The following is a 15,885-nucleotide window of genomic DNA, read 5'->3' on the forward strand; positions in this document are numbered from 1 at the left end:
GAATAAGACGTTATAAGAAATCGGCGAGAAACTATAAGGAGCAGAAAACATGAAATGCCCTCACTGTAACAACGAATTAAGTGAACTTCCTTTATGTTACGGAAGTGAAGCACCATATTATTTTTACACTGTACCAGAAGAGAAGAGAACAGAATTAATTAGAGATTTTTGTGTAATTGATGAACAGCATTTCTTTATTAGAGGCCATATTGAAATACCAATAATTGATAGCAAAGAGAAATTTATATGGAGTGTTTGGGTTTCTCTTAGTGAAGAAAACTTTCTGAAGTCTAATGAATTATTGCACGTAGAAGGAAGGAAAACGGAAGAACCTTATTTTGGTTGGTTATCGACTGAACTTTCAATATATCCAATAACTACATTATCGTTAAAGACAATGGTACATACACAAGAGGTTGGTGCTGTTCCGTTAATAGAATTAGAACAAACGAATCATCCACTTGCAGTTGAACAAAGAGAAGGAATTACAATGGGGAGAGTTAAAGAAATTGCTCATTTAATAAATCATAGTCAGTAAGAGAAGAATTTGAATGTATAGTCGAAGAAGCTGCCGGCAGATTACTAAATCATATCTACGCCGCTCTCCTTGGTCTGCTAAGTCTAAGACTTTATTTTCTGCTGACAATGATACGGTTAGTCCCGATGATGTGAATAATCATCGGGACTTTTTTATCCAAAAGGCAAACTTTCGGATGGGATATTCTTGAAACAGGCTAAGCTAACTGAACTTTTCTTTCATAAGTTGTCGCCCGTGAAACACTCAGCGTCACCCCGTACTCCTATAAGGGAGTTAACGGGTGGCGTTTTTTCATGCCCAATTCTACAGATGTAGTATCAACAAGGCGTGCCCTAAATTATTACACCTATAAAGATCACGGGTTAAATTGCAATCAATTTCAGTTAATGGAAAGTTAGCTTTACATACACATTCCAATGTGTTATTCTTACGGAAAGTTAACTTTCCATAATTGCTTCAGGGGGTAAGATATTGAAAAACAGGCTTGAAGAGATTAGAAAAGAAAAAGGTATTAAACAAGAAGAACTAGCGGATAAATTGGAAGTATCTAGGCAAACGATTGGTTCACTTGAAAATGGCCGGTATAATCCATCCATCATTCTTGCATTTAAAATTGCGCGATTTTTTGAAATGAGTATTGAAGATATTTTCATTTACGAGGAGGAGCTGGGTAATGAAAACGGCAAGTAAATGGGTGCTCTTAACAATTGCAGGTGCTATTATGGTTTATATGGGTGGATTTATTTTAATCGACGAGAAGCTAAAAGGAATTTCCGGTTTGCTCATTGGTGTGGGTTCAGTCCTTGCAGTGCTTGGAGTAGGAAATATGGTGTATTCGTTATGGCTTAATAAGCCTCAGAACAAAGTAAAAAATGATGAGAAAGTTAGAATGAGTAAAATTGAGGCTAATGATGAACGGAAAATAAGAATAAGAGAAAAAGCCGGTTGGAAAACTAATATTGTTAACTTTTACATCCTAATGGCTCTAACTGTTGTATTTAGTTTAATGGGAGTAGATCAAACTGTAGTCACTGTGTTATGTGGTGTTTTTATTTTTCAAATCTCCTTAGGAATCTTCCTGTTTAATTATTATGCTAAGAGAATGTAGTTGATATGACGTAACATCAAATAGACTATTCGAAAATATTTTTTTAGGAGAGAATGACATGGAAGTATTTGCAGAATATTTAGCGCAGATTGATAACCCGCAACATCGGGAAAGAATGGAAGAAGTTTTGGCTTGGGTAGCTGGAAAATTTACTGATTTAAAGCCAAAAGTTGCGTGGAATCAGCCTATGTTTACCGATCACGAGACTTTTATTATTGGCTTCAGTGTATCCAAACATCATTTGGCGGTTGCCCCTGAAATTGCAGGAATTAATCGTTTTTCTGATGAAATTGTGCAGGCAGGTTATGATCATACCAAGCAGTTATTACGCATCCGATGGGAAAGTCCAGTTGATTTCTCATTACTTGAAAAAATGATCGAGTTTAATATTTTGGATAAGGCAGACTGTTCAACTTTTTGGCGGAAATAAAACGTATTATTTAGCGTTCAATTCATTTTAAGCAAATTTATATGTGGAAGCACCGGAGGACAAGTCACTTTAATACGTGATTTGTCTTTTTTATTTAAATTCTCAGCGTGAAATATTCAATATTTTGGAAGGTGGATGGAATGTTGAAAGCGAATTTATACACGTTAGTTCAACCTGATGAATGCTGAAAAATGGAAGTGAGACAAATGGCTACTGTAGGCGAGAGCCAATTCAGATTGGAGGATGAAAATGCTACTAAACGATGATCAACTATTAGAGCTATTAAGAGGTCAGGGTGTTCCTGAGATTCTTGAGATTAAAAGAACAAAACAAGAAATACGCAATCGAGCAGCACTCAATAAAATAGAAGTGTATACGAAAGACAATAAGGTTTTGTCGTTATTAGAGAAAATCACAAAGTCAGATCATATTCCATATGAAAATATGATTTATAATCATTACTATACCAAGGATGTATCTATTCCGAGAGTCTTTTTTAATAAATATGATACAGTCGGACAAGAGGGGATATTGTTGATGGAAGATCTGACCCCGACACATACCAATTTAGCTGACTGGGAAGTACCTATTGATTCTGATAAATTAGCAAACATTATTGATGTGATCGTACAGTTTCATTCTGCTTCTTGGGGGACAAGCGAGTTAGCTCATCCCGAGCATTTGAAAAGTATAGAGCATTATTTAAAGCATATTTCGTATTTGGAGAGAGACTATCTGGCTTTTAGAAAGCAACAGACTTATAACCTTGGGGAAGAACAGTTTAGTATTTACGAGAAGAGTTTACTTAGCTTGCGTGAAAATGCCCAGAAACATATTAGTCGTATATCCAGATATCAAAATACAACATGCATCCATGGTGATCTAAATGTTGGCAATTTATTATATCCGAAGTTCAGCAGTTCAAGGCCGTGCATCATTGATCTTGAAGCAGTGAAGGTTGGGCTTTGTACGGAGGATCTCGTTATGTTATTTATCCACGATTTGTTTCATGGCAGTGCCGAGACTACACGTATTTTTGATCTGTATTTTCATTCAATTAACAATAAAATCAGGAACGCATACACGTACACACAATTTGTGGAGGACGTTAGATTATCGATTATGGAAGGAATCTTTTTTCCAATAAAGTTATTTGTCCATGAAGGAATTAAGGATGAGGAGCTTATATGGAAGTCGATAAACGCCTATAAGAATCTCGTCTGAAAGGAAGTGGCCCTCGTTGTTTTTTCTTCAGATGTCTGGATACCCCGGATCAGGGAAGTCTTCATTAGCCAGAGTAATAGCGCAGCATACTTCTGCTGTTATTCTTGATCACGACATTGTAAAGTCTTCTCTTATGGAATCACTTGGAGCAAACTTTGGGTTCAAGGAAGTTGGGGAAATTTCGTATGATATTGAATGGGCCTTGATAGATTTTCACTTATCTCAAGGTCATAATGTTATACTCGATAGCCCTTGTTTATACTCTGAGATGATAGAGAGAGGATTGAATCTGACCCAGAAATATAATGCGGAATATAAATATGTAGAATGTTTATTAAATGACTATGACGAGCTCAATAATAGACTGCGAAATAGAAAAAGAATGATTAGCCAGATTGAAAGAGTGCCTTCTGAAGAGACATTACTTAAAACTATTGAAAATGCTAAAAAGCCCTCTAATGTCAGAATACATATTGTTAATACAAAGGAACCGATTGAATCCTATATTAAAAGTGTCATTGAATACTTAAATGCTTAGCGTAAATTTTGAGGAGGGGAACAGATGGATTTTGAAAAAGCAGCCCATTTCATTTGGACACATGGCAGATTATTAGAAAGAAGGGTTTTTGAATATATTTTCCACGGTGGATCAATAAGCAATGTTGTGACTTCTCTAATAGCCTACCAGAACGAAGATGGTGGGTTTGGAAATGCAATAGAGCCAGATTTACAGGCACCCAGTAGTCAGCCACTTTTCATGGAATTTGCACTACGTTTCTTATATGACTGTAACATAAAAGACGAAGAACTCTCTCAAAAAGCATGTGATTATATTTCAAAGCATGCTGACTTAAAAAAAGGGATTCCAACAATATTTCCTTCATCATCGAACTATCCAAGAGCAGAACATTGGAATAACCCTCTTTCTCCAGAGCCATCATTTAGCAGACTTACTGGTCTTGTCGGGCTTCTTAAATGGCAAGGGATAGAACATTCCTGGCTTGATAAAGCGACAGAAATTTGTTTGGAAGATATTCACTCACAAGCCTATGATGATGCGCATACAATTTTAACTGCATTTTATTTATTGGAAAGCTTACCTCAATCGGATTTTATCAAAGGATTATTTCAAAAATTACTAAGGAGCTTATTACTGCCAACTTTTTTTGCTTGGATGCCGCATCCCACAGTTATGGACTCTCTCCTCTAGAATTTTCGCCATCACCAACTTCTTACTGTAGCAGCATATTTTCTGATGAAACCATTCTTGATCATTTAAAAGTATTAGAATACCAACAGGAGGATGATGGAGGATGGCAGATAAAATGGGAGCCTCCCGGTGAAACAGCGAGGTTGGAATGGAGAGCCTATAAGACGCTAAAGAGTTTGATGATACTAAATTCATACAATAAGATTAATCTATAAATTGAGCGCGGAGATAATAAACAATGCAAGGAGAGAACCTATGAAAAAATTAAGGAGAATCATAATTCCGTTATTCTTAATCTTTTTATTGGGATGTAGTGATGAGGAAATTAGCGATAATTCAAAAAAAGAATATAGCAAAGCTGAACAATTTATTACCGATATGGGCTATCTGATCATTAGTAATGAAGGAATTGTTTCTGAATATTTATTAGATAAAAAACTGCTGACGGAAATGCCATACATACAATATTGGAGTGTTCAAAGTGTTGATCCAATCGATTATATAGGTAAGGAAATAACTACAAGTAAGTTAATCGTTAAAAACCACCCCTTAGATAATGAGAAGGATAATACAAAAAAACAAACCCTGATTTTTCTGCTAGAAGCAGACGATGAAGTGATAGGAGGCTATAGTTTTCCTGATTTCGATGAATTACATATGGGCTGGGTTTACACCATTGATGGAAAAACACTCGAAGAATTGACCGGAGAAGCATTTCCGAATTGGTCAAAAGAATGGAATTTAAGATATAAATAATGGCTGGGGAGTATTTATAAAGGAGCAGATATGAAAAAACTAATCCTAGTGCTTGTAGCTGTGGTTATTATTTCGAATGCGATATGGAGTTATTTATATTTCAATAAAGAGTTCGAAACAAATTTAAACACTGGTGTTCAAGTATATACGCTTAAGGGTACAGGGGATACATGGGATGTTTTAGATTACAAAATAATAATTTCATCTAGCAAAATTTTACGGGGACATGGGAAGTTAGTGTTCAAGGGAGACCCAAGCGCTTTAGTGAATAGTAGCTATTATAAGTATGAAGTCAATGAAAAAAACACTAATAATAAGGATGAAACAGTTCTTGTAAATGAAGCTAGGTCAACGGATGGACCCGTTTCAATATTAAGTAACACTGATATCGGGTCTATAACAGGTCCGTATTCGTATGACGAATTAAATAAAAATAGACAAAATTATGAAAACACCACTTTATCTATTACATGGAATGATAATGAAGGGGAGATTCATTCCGAAACAATAAGTTTAGATATTGAGAGTGAAATTTCTCTTAAGGATGATCTTTAAGGGTGATAAGTCCAAGAGACTAAGATTGAATCTCTACGGACTGAAGGAAGATCGTCTACGCCCCAAAAGCCTGCCGGTACTTCACAGGAGACATGCCTTCAAACCTTCTGAACACTTTAATGAAATAGCTGGACTGGGCAAAACCGGACTGAGTCGCAACCTGAGCAATGGAGAGTCCTGTGGAAACCAGTAAAAGCTTGGCTTTAGCCAGCCGACAATCGGTTAAATAACGGTTTGGAGTTTTGCCCATAACCACCCGGAACAGCCTTAGAAAATGATAGCTGCTGTACCCGGTCAATCTTGCCATCGATTCAAGAGACCAAGGGCTGGCACAATCGACATGAATGATATCTGCAGCACTGCGGATGGACTGTCTAACCTCGTGCGGTACTGAGCCGTGAAGCGGCTCGGAGTTCTGCAGCAATTTAACTAGAAGCTCATACAGCAGAGCAGATAGTCTTGGCTCGCTACGGGTCACGTAGGAAGCGCTCAGTAGGTACATTTCCTCGAATAGCTCGTCCAGCTTAGCATCCAAATCAAAAGTGAACAGGTATGCACGGGACTGGTCCACTTCCTCTAATAAGGGGAGGACAATTTCAGTATTAAAATGAACCCATCGGACATCCCAAGGCTCGCCTGGGTCAGAGCCGTATTGCTGATAAGCCCCTTTTGGGTACAGAAAACCTCGTCCTCTACTCATCGGAATACGTTCGCCCTCATGGAATACATAACCCTCCCCACCAAAGATCAAATGCAGGTTATAACTCCCCAGAAACCCTTCGCTTCTTCTCTCTGTATGTTGTGGAAAGTGAGTGTAATGTCCCAAAAATTCAGGATAACAGACATATTTTGAAAAAGCCGGTGTCGGCAAATACCATTGTTTCTTCATGTTTGGCAGCACCCATTTCTGTAGCGCAACAGAGCGCAAGTTGGATTAAGGAAATAAACGCAAGATTGTTATATGATAGCAATATTTTGTTATATAAGACCTCTTATCATTGATACTACAATAGAATTATAAAATATTGAAAGCATATTTTTAATACTTTGGAGGTAATGATGAAGAAACCTGTCGCAACTGAAAAATTCGAGCTTGGCGTTTGTTATTATCCGGAGCACTGGCCAGAAAACATGTGGGAGGACGATTATCGCCGGATGCGTGAACTCGGCTTTACGATCATTCGGATGGGGGAGTTTGCTTGGTCTATTTTTGAACCCACAGAAGGGGAGTTTCAGTTCGGGCTCTTTGATCGGGCGATTGATCTAGCACATAAATATGGCCTTCAGGTTGTACTTGGTACTCCGACGGCAACGCCTCCAGCTTGGTTGACTGATAAGTATCCAGAAGTATTAAATGTAACCTACGAAGGTGTTACACTTCAGCATGGCATGCGCCGCCATTATAATTACAGCAGTCCTAAATACCGGGATCTGTGTGCACGTATTGCAGAACAAATGGCTGAACATTACGGCAATCATCCGGGTGTAGTTGGCTGGCAAATTGATAATGAGCTCAACTGTGAGATCAGTGAATTTTATTCGGAGAGTGACCATAAGGCCTTCCGGGAATGGCTACAGCAGAAATATGTTACGCTTGAGCATTTGAACGAGGCATGGGGAGCTGTTTTTTGGAATCAAAGCTATAGTGACTGGTCTCAGGTCTATCTTCCACGTCCGACTCCAGTAGCGAAGCAACCCAATCCTCATCAGGCATTGGATGAAAAGCGGTTTATTTCGGACAATACAATTTCTTTTGCCAAAAACCAAGCGGATATCATTCGTAAACTTGCCCCTAAGCAATGGGTAACCACGAACGGTCTGTTCGGTCATCTCGATAGCCATGAAATGACGGATGAACTGCTGGATTTCTTCAGCTATGATTCCTATCCTCAGTTCTCTACTATTTTTTATGACCCGAATGAGCGGAATCCGCTGAATGATAGAGGCTGGGGACTGTCGTTATCTGTTGTTCGTTCGATATCCCCGAATTTCTGCATTATGGAGCAGCAGTCGGGCCCGGGTGGCTGGGTGAACCGGATGGATATGCCTTCTCCAAAGCCCGGGCAGATGCGGTTATGGACTTATCAGTCGATCGCTCATGGGGCAGATATGGTGTTATATTTCCGCTGGCGGACAGCTACGATGGGCAATGAAATTTATTGGCATGGAATCAATGACTATCATAATCAGCCTAACCGGAGAGTGCGGGAAGCGGGGCAGATCGGTCAGGAGCTGGCAGCAGCAGGTCAAGCGTTTATCGGTACTCATAATCAGGCTAACGTTGCTATTGTTCGTGATTATGACAATGAGTGGGATGGAGAATACGATGTTTGGCATGGCCCGTTTATGTGGAAGAGCAATAAGGAGTGGTACAAGGCTCTTCAGCGGAAGCATATCCCTAATGACGTGCTCTATTTGCGCAAAAAAACAACGCTGGAGGAGCTTGCAAGGTACGACGTGCTTATCTATCCTCACCCAGCGATTATGACAGATGAGACAGCGTCTCTGCTGGATGAATATGTTCAACAAGGCGGCAAACTGATCTTCGGCTGTAGAACTGGCTATAAGGATGAGCGCGGTCAATGTTATATGCGTCCTTTCCCAGGTGCTGCTAAGGATCTATGCGGGATCACAGTTGAAGAATTCACAATGGTTAAGGGCAGTCGTCAGCCAACAACAATTAGCTGGTCGGGCGCGACCGAAGTCGTTACAGGAGCAGATGACTTTAATGATATTCTCAAAATAGAGGAAGCTTCGGTTGAAGTGATGGCGGTTTACGCCTCTGATTATTATGCAGGAAAACCGGCGGTAACTAGAAATCGTCGCGGCAAGGGTGAGGTTTGGTATTACGGAGCCGTATTTAACGAACAGGCAGCGGCTGAGATCATAAAATTAATTGATCTACAATCGCCAGCAAATTGGCTGGAGCTCCCAGAAGAGGTAGAGCTGCAAGTCCGTACCGGAGCTTCTTCCAGTTATGCTTTTTTGCTTAATTATAGTGAGACTCCTGTCACGATCCATCTTCATGAGACCAAAACAGATTTACTGAGCGGCACAACATTGTCGGGCGAGGTGCTTCTGGAAGGATTTGGGGTACTGGTGTTATACTAACGTACACGTTGATCTCACATTTGAGTAGATTTGGATAATTCTCTCTTTTCGGTTATACTTTGAAGTAGCAATTATATAGTTACGGGAGCTTGGTGGGACCAGGCTGAGAGGATAGTTATAACTATCGACCGTCAAACCTGATCTGGATAATGCCAGCGGAGGAAATGGAGCTCTATTTCTATTTGTCTACTCTAAGGCCTCATCTTATACAGATGTGGCCTTTTCTATGTGTGGGGAGTAGACCGTCTCCGCTTGATCAAATCACCTTATAGGAGGAATTGAGATGACAAGCGAATTGAACAACGATCCAATCAATTTATCAGCTTTTCCAGCAAGTCAAAAAGTGTATGTAAAGGGTTCACGGCCTGATATTCAGGTGCCTATGCGGGAGATCTCACTTAGTCCAACTGCGGGCATAGACGGCGAAGAGGAGAATTCCCCAATTCATGTCTATGACACAAGTGGGGCTTACACGGATGCTAATATTCATACTGATATTCGTCAGGGGTTAGAGCCCAATCGTCTAAGCTGGATTGAGGAACGAGGGGATGTGGAAGCGTACGAAGGAAGAACCGTGAAGCCTGAAGATAACGGGAATGCAACGGGAAAAGCTGTGGCGGAAGTGTTTCCAGCGCTCCATAGAAAACCTTTGCGAGCGAAAAAGGGGCGTAATGTCTCTCAAATGCATTATGCACGCAAAGGGATTATTACTTCGGAAATGGAATACGTTGCGATTCGTGAGAATGTGACACCGGAATTTGTAAGAGATGAAGTAGCCCGCGGCCGCGCCATCATTCCAGCGAATATCAATCATCCAGAGAGTGAACCAATGATTATTGGGCGTAATTTTTTGGTAAAGATCAATGCCAATATTGGAAACTCCGCAGTATCCTCATCCATAGAGGAAGAGGTGGAGAAAATGAGATGGGCTACCCGCTGGGGTGCAGACAATATAATGGATCTCTCCACAGGTAAAAACATCCATACGACACGCGAGTGGATCATCCGTAATTCTCCTGTTCCTATTGGAACGGTGCCTATTTATCAAGCTTTGGAAAAAGTGAATGGGAAAGCGGAAGATTTAACGTGGGAAGTATACCGTGATACGCTCATTGAGCAAGCGGAGCAAGGGGTGGACTATTTTACCATTCATGCGGGAGTTCTGCTTCGTTATATCCCGTTGACGGCACAACGTATGACAGGTATTGTTTCAAGAGGTGGCTCCATTATGGCGGCATGGTGTCTTGCGCATCATCAAGAGAACTTTTTATATACACATTTTGAAGAGATATGTGAAATCATGAAGCTGTACGATGTTTCTTTTTCCCTAGGCGATGGATTACGTCCGGGTTCGATTGCTGATGCGAATGATGAAGCACAATTTGCCGAGTTAGAGACGTTAGGTGAATTAACAGCTATGGCTTGGAGTCATGATGTACAGGTGATGGTAGAGGGTCCAGGACATGTGCCGATGCACTTGATTAAAGAGAATATGGATAAGCAACTTGAAACTTGCAACGAAGCCCCTTTTTATACGTTAGGTCCACTGACTACAGATATTGCGCCGGGGTATGATCATATTACCTCTGCTATAGGTGCAGCGATGATTGGTTGGTTCGGTACAGCAATGTTATGTTACGTAACTCCGAAGGAGCATCTTGGCCTGCCTAATAAGGAAGATGTACGTGTAGGGGTCATTACTTATAAAATAGCGGCACATGCCGCAGATTTGGCGAAAGGGCATAAAGGAGCACAAGACCGGGATAACGCTCTTTCGAAAGCCCGTTTTGAATTTCGTTGGCGTGATCAATTTCATTTATCGTTAGATCCTGAGCGAGCGCTAGAATATCATGATGAGACATTGCCTGCGGAAGGCGCTAAAACAGCTCATTTTTGTTCCATGTGCGGGCCGAAATTTTGCAGTATGAAGATCTCTCATAATATCCGTAATACGACGAGAATTGAATCAGGAATGCAAGAGAAGGCGCAAGAGTTTCTCCAAGGCGGGAGCCTCATTTATAGATAACTTTTTCTGCTAAAAAGAAATATCTAAAAGAAGTCGTCATTGGCGGCTTCTTCTTTTATACTTTGAATAGATAGGAGTTGATGAAATGGAAGCGATTCGCTCAGAGGAAGCCATTTTAGAGGATTTAAGTAATAGTTTCTATCATTTTTTTGGATTGAAAGTCCTTCATGCTACCCCAATAAAACGTGGCTGGTTAAATCTTAAATGGAAAATCATAACGGATTCAGGACCATTTCTACTTAAACAATACAACAAAAAAAGATATAAATTGTATAACCCAGAAGAGCTGAACTTTGCTTTTTCTCAACAGAAAAGACTGTATCTACAGGGGCTCCCATGTCCCGAATTGTTGGCTTATAACCATAAAGTTTTATTGGAATCAGATATGGGAGAGACGTTTATGGTTATGGAATATTGTGAAGGGCGTGTCATAGAGCCGGGCAAAATTAACATCCTTCAAATGTTTGATTTGGGTCGTGCCACAGGTAAAATGCATCGTTTATTAAATGATGGGACCCTTAGTTTGAAAAGAACCCCACAATTTATTCCCCAAAGCCCTGAGGAACGTTTAGAACATTGGAATGTACTCCTACAACAATCAAAGGAAATGGGCAAAACTTCACTCATCACTGACCTAGAGATACAACTGAGAGCGACTGAAGAAATAGATCCGGAAATATTCGAAGGACTTGTAGCTGGATGGGCACATCGTGATTTATGGGTTGATAATCTTTTATTTCAAGATAGCCAATTGTCTGCAATTCTAGATTTTGATCGGTTCAAATATGATTATCCGCAGCTTGATGTAGCGCGAGCAGTGATGTCATCTGCTTTAGATGAAGATTTAGATGGAGCACTAGCTTCAGCATTTATTGACGGATATCGTGAGGAACGAACGGTGGAGCAGGGGTATTTAACAAAATCATTGCAGTTGTTGTGGTATATGGAAAGCCCGTGGTGGATTAATGCCGCGATGGACAAACATAGTGTACCTCCAAAACGTTTTGCAAAAGAAATGAATTGGCTGGCTAAGAACCTGAACATTTTACCTGCTATCTTAGGGAACTTATAGTGAAAACGATTGAATTATAGCCTAAAAGATGCATTGACCAGCAAAAGTTTGGCGCCTATAATCTTAACAAGGGAAATTCATCAGATATTGAACCGTTTGTAAACGCATACAATGAGTTTTTTCCTTATTAATCATTGAAGGAGGAGATTAAAACTATTAAGTATTTCTTTTTTCTCATTTTTGCAAACGTTTGCACACCGCGATAGCGCTTAAAATCGTAAGCTGCACTTAAAATTATGAGGAGGTTATTTACTTGGTATCCAAACAATCCAGGCGTTATATTTCGTGGTTAATTATTTTTTCACTCATTTTTAGTTTATTTGGTTTATCGGGTGGAGCATCGGCCAGCAATACGGATCATACAGTCACCTATACCAATCCTACAGCGGCAGCTGTGACCTTACATTGGACTACGAATAACTGGGCTAATACTACGGACACGGTGATGACCAAAAATGGAACCACGTTCATCGCCAACCTCAATGTTCAGGAAGGCGCCACCCTAATTTATTGTTATCACATCACGGCTCCAACGGATAGTTGGGACAATAACGGCGGGAAGAACTGGACGGTGGTTATTCCGGTTGCCGGGAAATACGAAGCAGAGAGTGCATCCCTGTCTGGTGGTGCAAAAGTAAATACGAATCACATCGGATATTCGGGCACCGGTTTTGTTGATGGATACACAACTACAGGAGCAACTGCCACTTTTAACGTCCAGGCTTCCGCAGAAGGGTCCTATAATGCCACGCTTCACTATGCTAATGCATCCGGCAGTGCTAAAAAGGTGTCCATTTATGTCAATGGAATAAAGGTTACACAGACAACATTAGCCAACCTGACCAACTGGGATACATGGGCAGACCAAACAGAAACACTCTCCTTACAGGCAGGAAATAACACGCTTGCTTATAAATATGACTCAGATGATAGCGGGAATATTAATATCGACTATGTGACCCTTTCGGCCGGAGCTACACCAACACCAACGATAACTCCTACCCCAACAGTGACACCAACACCTACGGTAACTCCTACACCAACAGTGACACCAACACCTACGGTAACTCCTACACCAACAGTGACACCAACACCTACGGTAACTCCTACACCAACAGTGACGCCAACACCTACCATAACACCCACACCAACGCCAACACCTACCGTAACTCCTACACCAACGCCAACAGTGACGCCAACACCTACACCTACTTCAGCGGGGCTAACCGTTCACTTTAAGAAACCAGCAAGCTGGAATGCAGCGATCCGCATCCATTACTGGAATCTGAATCCGGCAACCGTTCCGACTAGTGGAGCATGGCCGGGAATACTGATGAAATCGGACGGAAACGATTGGTATAGCTATACTGTTCCGAATGCTACAGGTGCAAGCCTGATCTTTAATGACGGCAATGGCAAACAAACGGGCGACTTATCTCGCAGCGTAAAAGAGGGCTGGTATAACTCAGATAACGTATGGTATGACGCCAATCCAGACGTTCCTAAGGTTCCGGTGATATCCGTCTCTCCTGTGCCCAAAACCTATGATTCTGCCCAAACGGTGACCCTATCCAGTACAAATAGCGGCGATAAAATTTATTATACGACCGACGGATCAACACCTACGACAACCTCAACGTTGTATACGACTCCAATCCAAGTACCTTCTTCTTTGACTATCAAAGCATTCGGCGTTAACTCTATAGGGCAAGCGGGTAATGTAGGCTCTTTTGCTTATGTGATTGATCTGAATGCCGATTTGCAAGCTCCGATTATCACTGCGAATCTGCCTGTTGGGAATTCGAGCTCAGCGGTTTCCGTATCTTTTAATATAAAAGACAACAAGGCGGCAACAACCACAGCATATTACACAGATAATGGTACGGAACCAACAACGAGTTCAAAAGTCTATATTTCAGGCAATGCACTAACATCTCTTGCGGGACCGTCTATCTTGATTAACAAGACGACAACCTTAAAATTCCTTGTGATCGATGGTGCCGGAAATGAAACCAAACAGAGTTTTGTTTATAACATTGGTAATAAGGGCGATTTTCGTGAAGATACGATTTATTTTGTAATCACTTCCCGGTTCTATGACGGTGATTCCAGTAACAACGAGCATGCATGGGAGGATGCCAAGGCAGGAAATCCGGACTCTGATCCAGCTTGGAGAGGGGATTTCAAAGGACTGATTCAAAAGCTCGATTACATTAAAGCCTTAGGATTCAGTGCCATCTGGATTACACCTGTGGTGCAGAATGCCAGCGGTTATGATTATCATGGGTACCATGCAATAAATTTTGCGAAAATAGATCCAAGATATGAATCCGCAGGGGCATCTTATCAGGATTTGATCAATGCAGCACACGCGAGAGGGATAAAGGTTATTCAAGATATTGTCGTCAATCATACCGGTAATTTTGGAGAAGAAAATCTGTTCCCGATGTTCAAAAAAGATCCGGCGGCGGCGGACACCGTGAGTAACATGCTCAAAATTACGGATAAGCTGCCAGCTAACTATGATTCCATGACCCCTGATCAGCAATATCAGGCAAGACTTGCCTTAATGAAGACTGCGGAGACTAACAATAACATTTACCATACGGAAAAAAGTCTTTCTTGGGAGTCTTACACCGTCCAGACAGGACAGATTGCGGGAGACTGTGTAGACTTAAACACAGAAAATCCTCTAGTGAATCAGTATCTAATCGACAGCTATAATCAATATATTGATATGGGTGTGGATGCTTTTCGGGTCGATACTGTAAAGCATGTAAGCCGGTATATTTTTAACAAATATTTTGTGCCGGCATGGAAAACAAGAGGAGGCTCAGACTTCTTTGTCTTTGGGGAAGTGGCTACTCGGTACAGAGATGTCTGGAACAGTGGAATTCCGGCGATATCAACACCATTTTATACTTGGAAAAGCTCAAAATCCTATCCAGGTGATGGTCAAAATGATTACGCTTCCAACAAGCTATCGGTGGAACAAGAGTGGGCAGATAACTCTACTACAGCAGGACAGCCTACCTCGAACAATGCATTTTTAACAGGAAATACTTATCATACGCCTGACTATTCGATGAAATCGGGTATGGATGTCATTGATTTTCCAATGCACTGGGCCTTCAAGACTGCTCAGGAAGCATTCAGTATGAGAAGCGGTGATCAATTCTATAATGATGCTACCTGGAATGTAACTTATATTGACTCTCATGACTATGCACCTGACCAGGCACCAGAAAATCAAAGATTTGCCGGCACACAGGACACTTGGGCTGAGAATCTCGCTCTGATGTTCACCTTCCGAGGAATACCTGCGATCTATTATGGTTCTGAAATTGAGTTTAAAAAAGGATCAGTCATAGATGTAGGTCCAAATGCACCGTTAAGTACAACAGGCCGTGCTTACTTTGGCGATCATATTGAGGGTAGTGTTACTGTTCAAGATTACGGTAAATATACCAATGCTACTGGCACACTTGCAGACTCGTTAAATTATCCTCTGGCGAAACATATCAGACAACTTAATTTAATCAGAAGAGCTGTTCCTGCTTTGCAAAAAGGCCAATATTCTACAGAAAATGTATCAGGTGATTTGGCATTTAAAAGAAGATACACTGATAGTAGCAAAGGAATCGATAGCTTTGCTTTGGTTACGATCTCAGGAAATGCAACATTCACCGGAATTCCTAACGGAACTTATGTGGATGCGGTCACTGGTGATACGAAAACCGTTACCAACGGTGTGATCACAATCAACTGCTCCGGGAAAGGAAATGCGCGTGTATATGTATTGAACGGTAGTGGTGGAATCGGAGAGTCAGGAACCTATCTGAAGTAGACCCTTGT

Annotated in this window: 14 protein-coding genes and 1 riboswitch; of the genes, 13 read left to right on the forward strand and 1 reads right to left on the reverse strand. The window is 41.0% G+C overall.

The window, feature by feature from the left end; all coding sequences use genetic code 11:
* Positions 1–49 precede the first annotated feature (49 nt).
* The 9 genes from NST45_RS00145 (at position 50) to NST45_RS00185 (ending at position 5,821) form a co-directional block, all read left to right on the forward strand.
* Positions 50–538, forward strand: a complete 489-nt coding sequence (locus NST45_RS00145) for a DUF2199 domain-containing protein (RefSeq protein ID WP_076225266.1) — start codon at positions 50–52, stop codon at positions 536–538.
* A 471-nt stretch (positions 539–1,009) separates the two neighbouring features.
* The gene (locus NST45_RS00150; RefSeq protein ID WP_036681352.1) at positions 1,010–1,228 is read left to right on the forward strand and encodes a helix-turn-helix transcriptional regulator; all 219 of its coding nucleotides are present in this window, start codon (positions 1,010–1,012) and stop codon (positions 1,226–1,228) included.
* Positions 1,212–1,646 (forward strand): hypothetical protein, encoded by a 435-nt coding sequence (locus NST45_RS00155; protein ID WP_036681354.1) that lies wholly within the window; start codon positions 1,212–1,214, stop codon positions 1,644–1,646. Before NST45_RS00150 ends, NST45_RS00155 begins: the two co-directional genes overlap by 17 nt.
* Before the next feature lie 58 nt (positions 1,647–1,704).
* Positions 1,705–2,076 (forward strand): iron chaperone, encoded by a 372-nt coding sequence (locus NST45_RS00160; RefSeq protein ID WP_036681355.1) that lies wholly within the window; start codon positions 1,705–1,707, stop codon positions 2,074–2,076.
* 249 nt (positions 2,077–2,325) lie between these two features.
* On the forward strand, positions 2,326–3,300 hold the full coding sequence (locus NST45_RS00165; RefSeq protein WP_076225265.1) for a phosphotransferase: 975 nt from the start codon (positions 2,326–2,328) through the stop codon (positions 3,298–3,300).
* Between the two features lie 16 nt (positions 3,301–3,316).
* Positions 3,317–3,838, forward strand: coding sequence for an AAA family ATPase (locus NST45_RS00170; protein ID WP_038573402.1), 522 nt, complete (start codon positions 3,317–3,319; stop codon positions 3,836–3,838).
* Between the two features lie 24 nt (positions 3,839–3,862).
* Positions 3,863–4,510, forward strand: a complete 648-nt coding sequence (locus NST45_RS00175; protein ID WP_339824485.1) for a hypothetical protein — start codon at positions 3,863–3,865, stop codon at positions 4,508–4,510.
* 255 nt (positions 4,511–4,765) lie between these two features.
* Positions 4,766–5,266, forward strand: a complete 501-nt coding sequence (locus tag NST45_RS00180) for a hypothetical protein (protein ID WP_076141928.1) — start codon at positions 4,766–4,768, stop codon at positions 5,264–5,266.
* Between the two features lie 30 nt (positions 5,267–5,296).
* Positions 5,297–5,821 (forward strand): hypothetical protein, encoded by a 525-nt coding sequence (locus tag NST45_RS00185; RefSeq protein ID WP_076141929.1) that lies wholly within the window; start codon positions 5,297–5,299, stop codon positions 5,819–5,821.
* Positions 5,822–5,876: 55 nt separating this feature from the next.
* On the opposite strand, the gene NST45_RS00190 is transcribed toward NST45_RS00185, so the two are convergent.
* Positions 5,877–6,710, reverse strand: coding sequence for an AraC family transcriptional regulator (locus tag NST45_RS00190; RefSeq protein ID WP_076148095.1), 834 nt, complete (start codon positions 6,708–6,710; stop codon positions 5,877–5,879).
* 170 nt (positions 6,711–6,880) lie between these two features.
* Between NST45_RS00190 and NST45_RS00195 the strand changes: the two genes are divergently transcribed.
* The 4 genes from NST45_RS00195 to NST45_RS00210 all read left to right on the forward strand — a co-directional run bounded on the left by NST45_RS00195 (position 6,881) and on the right by NST45_RS00210 (position 15,877).
* Positions 6,881–8,932, forward strand: a complete 2,052-nt coding sequence (locus NST45_RS00195; RefSeq protein ID WP_076148093.1) for a beta-galactosidase — start codon at positions 6,881–6,883, stop codon at positions 8,930–8,932.
* Between the two features lie 71 nt (positions 8,933–9,003).
* Positions 9,004–9,113: riboswitch (TPP riboswitch) on the forward strand.
* A gap of 102 nt (positions 9,114–9,215) precedes the next feature.
* Positions 9,216–10,958 (forward strand): phosphomethylpyrimidine synthase ThiC, encoded by a 1,743-nt coding sequence (gene thiC, locus NST45_RS00200; RefSeq protein WP_076105566.1) that lies wholly within the window; start codon positions 9,216–9,218, stop codon positions 10,956–10,958.
* An 85-nt stretch (positions 10,959–11,043) separates the two neighbouring features.
* Complete coding sequence (locus NST45_RS00205; RefSeq protein ID WP_339824492.1) at positions 11,044–12,030, forward strand: phosphotransferase; 987 nt, start codon at positions 11,044–11,046, stop codon at positions 12,028–12,030.
* Positions 12,031–12,283: 253 nt separating this feature from the next.
* Positions 12,284–15,877 carry an alpha-amylase family glycosyl hydrolase gene (locus NST45_RS00210; RefSeq protein WP_339824495.1) on the forward strand — a complete coding sequence of 1,198 codons (3,594 nt, stop codon included), beginning with the start codon at positions 12,284–12,286 and terminating at the stop codon, positions 15,875–15,877.
* Positions 15,878–15,885 lie beyond the last annotated feature (8 nt).

The sequence above is a fragment of the Paenibacillus sp. FSL R7-0163 genome, assembly GCF_037969975.1.
GTDB classification, from domain to species: domain Bacteria; phylum Bacillota; class Bacilli; order Paenibacillales; family Paenibacillaceae; genus Paenibacillus_AQ; species Paenibacillus_AQ odorifer.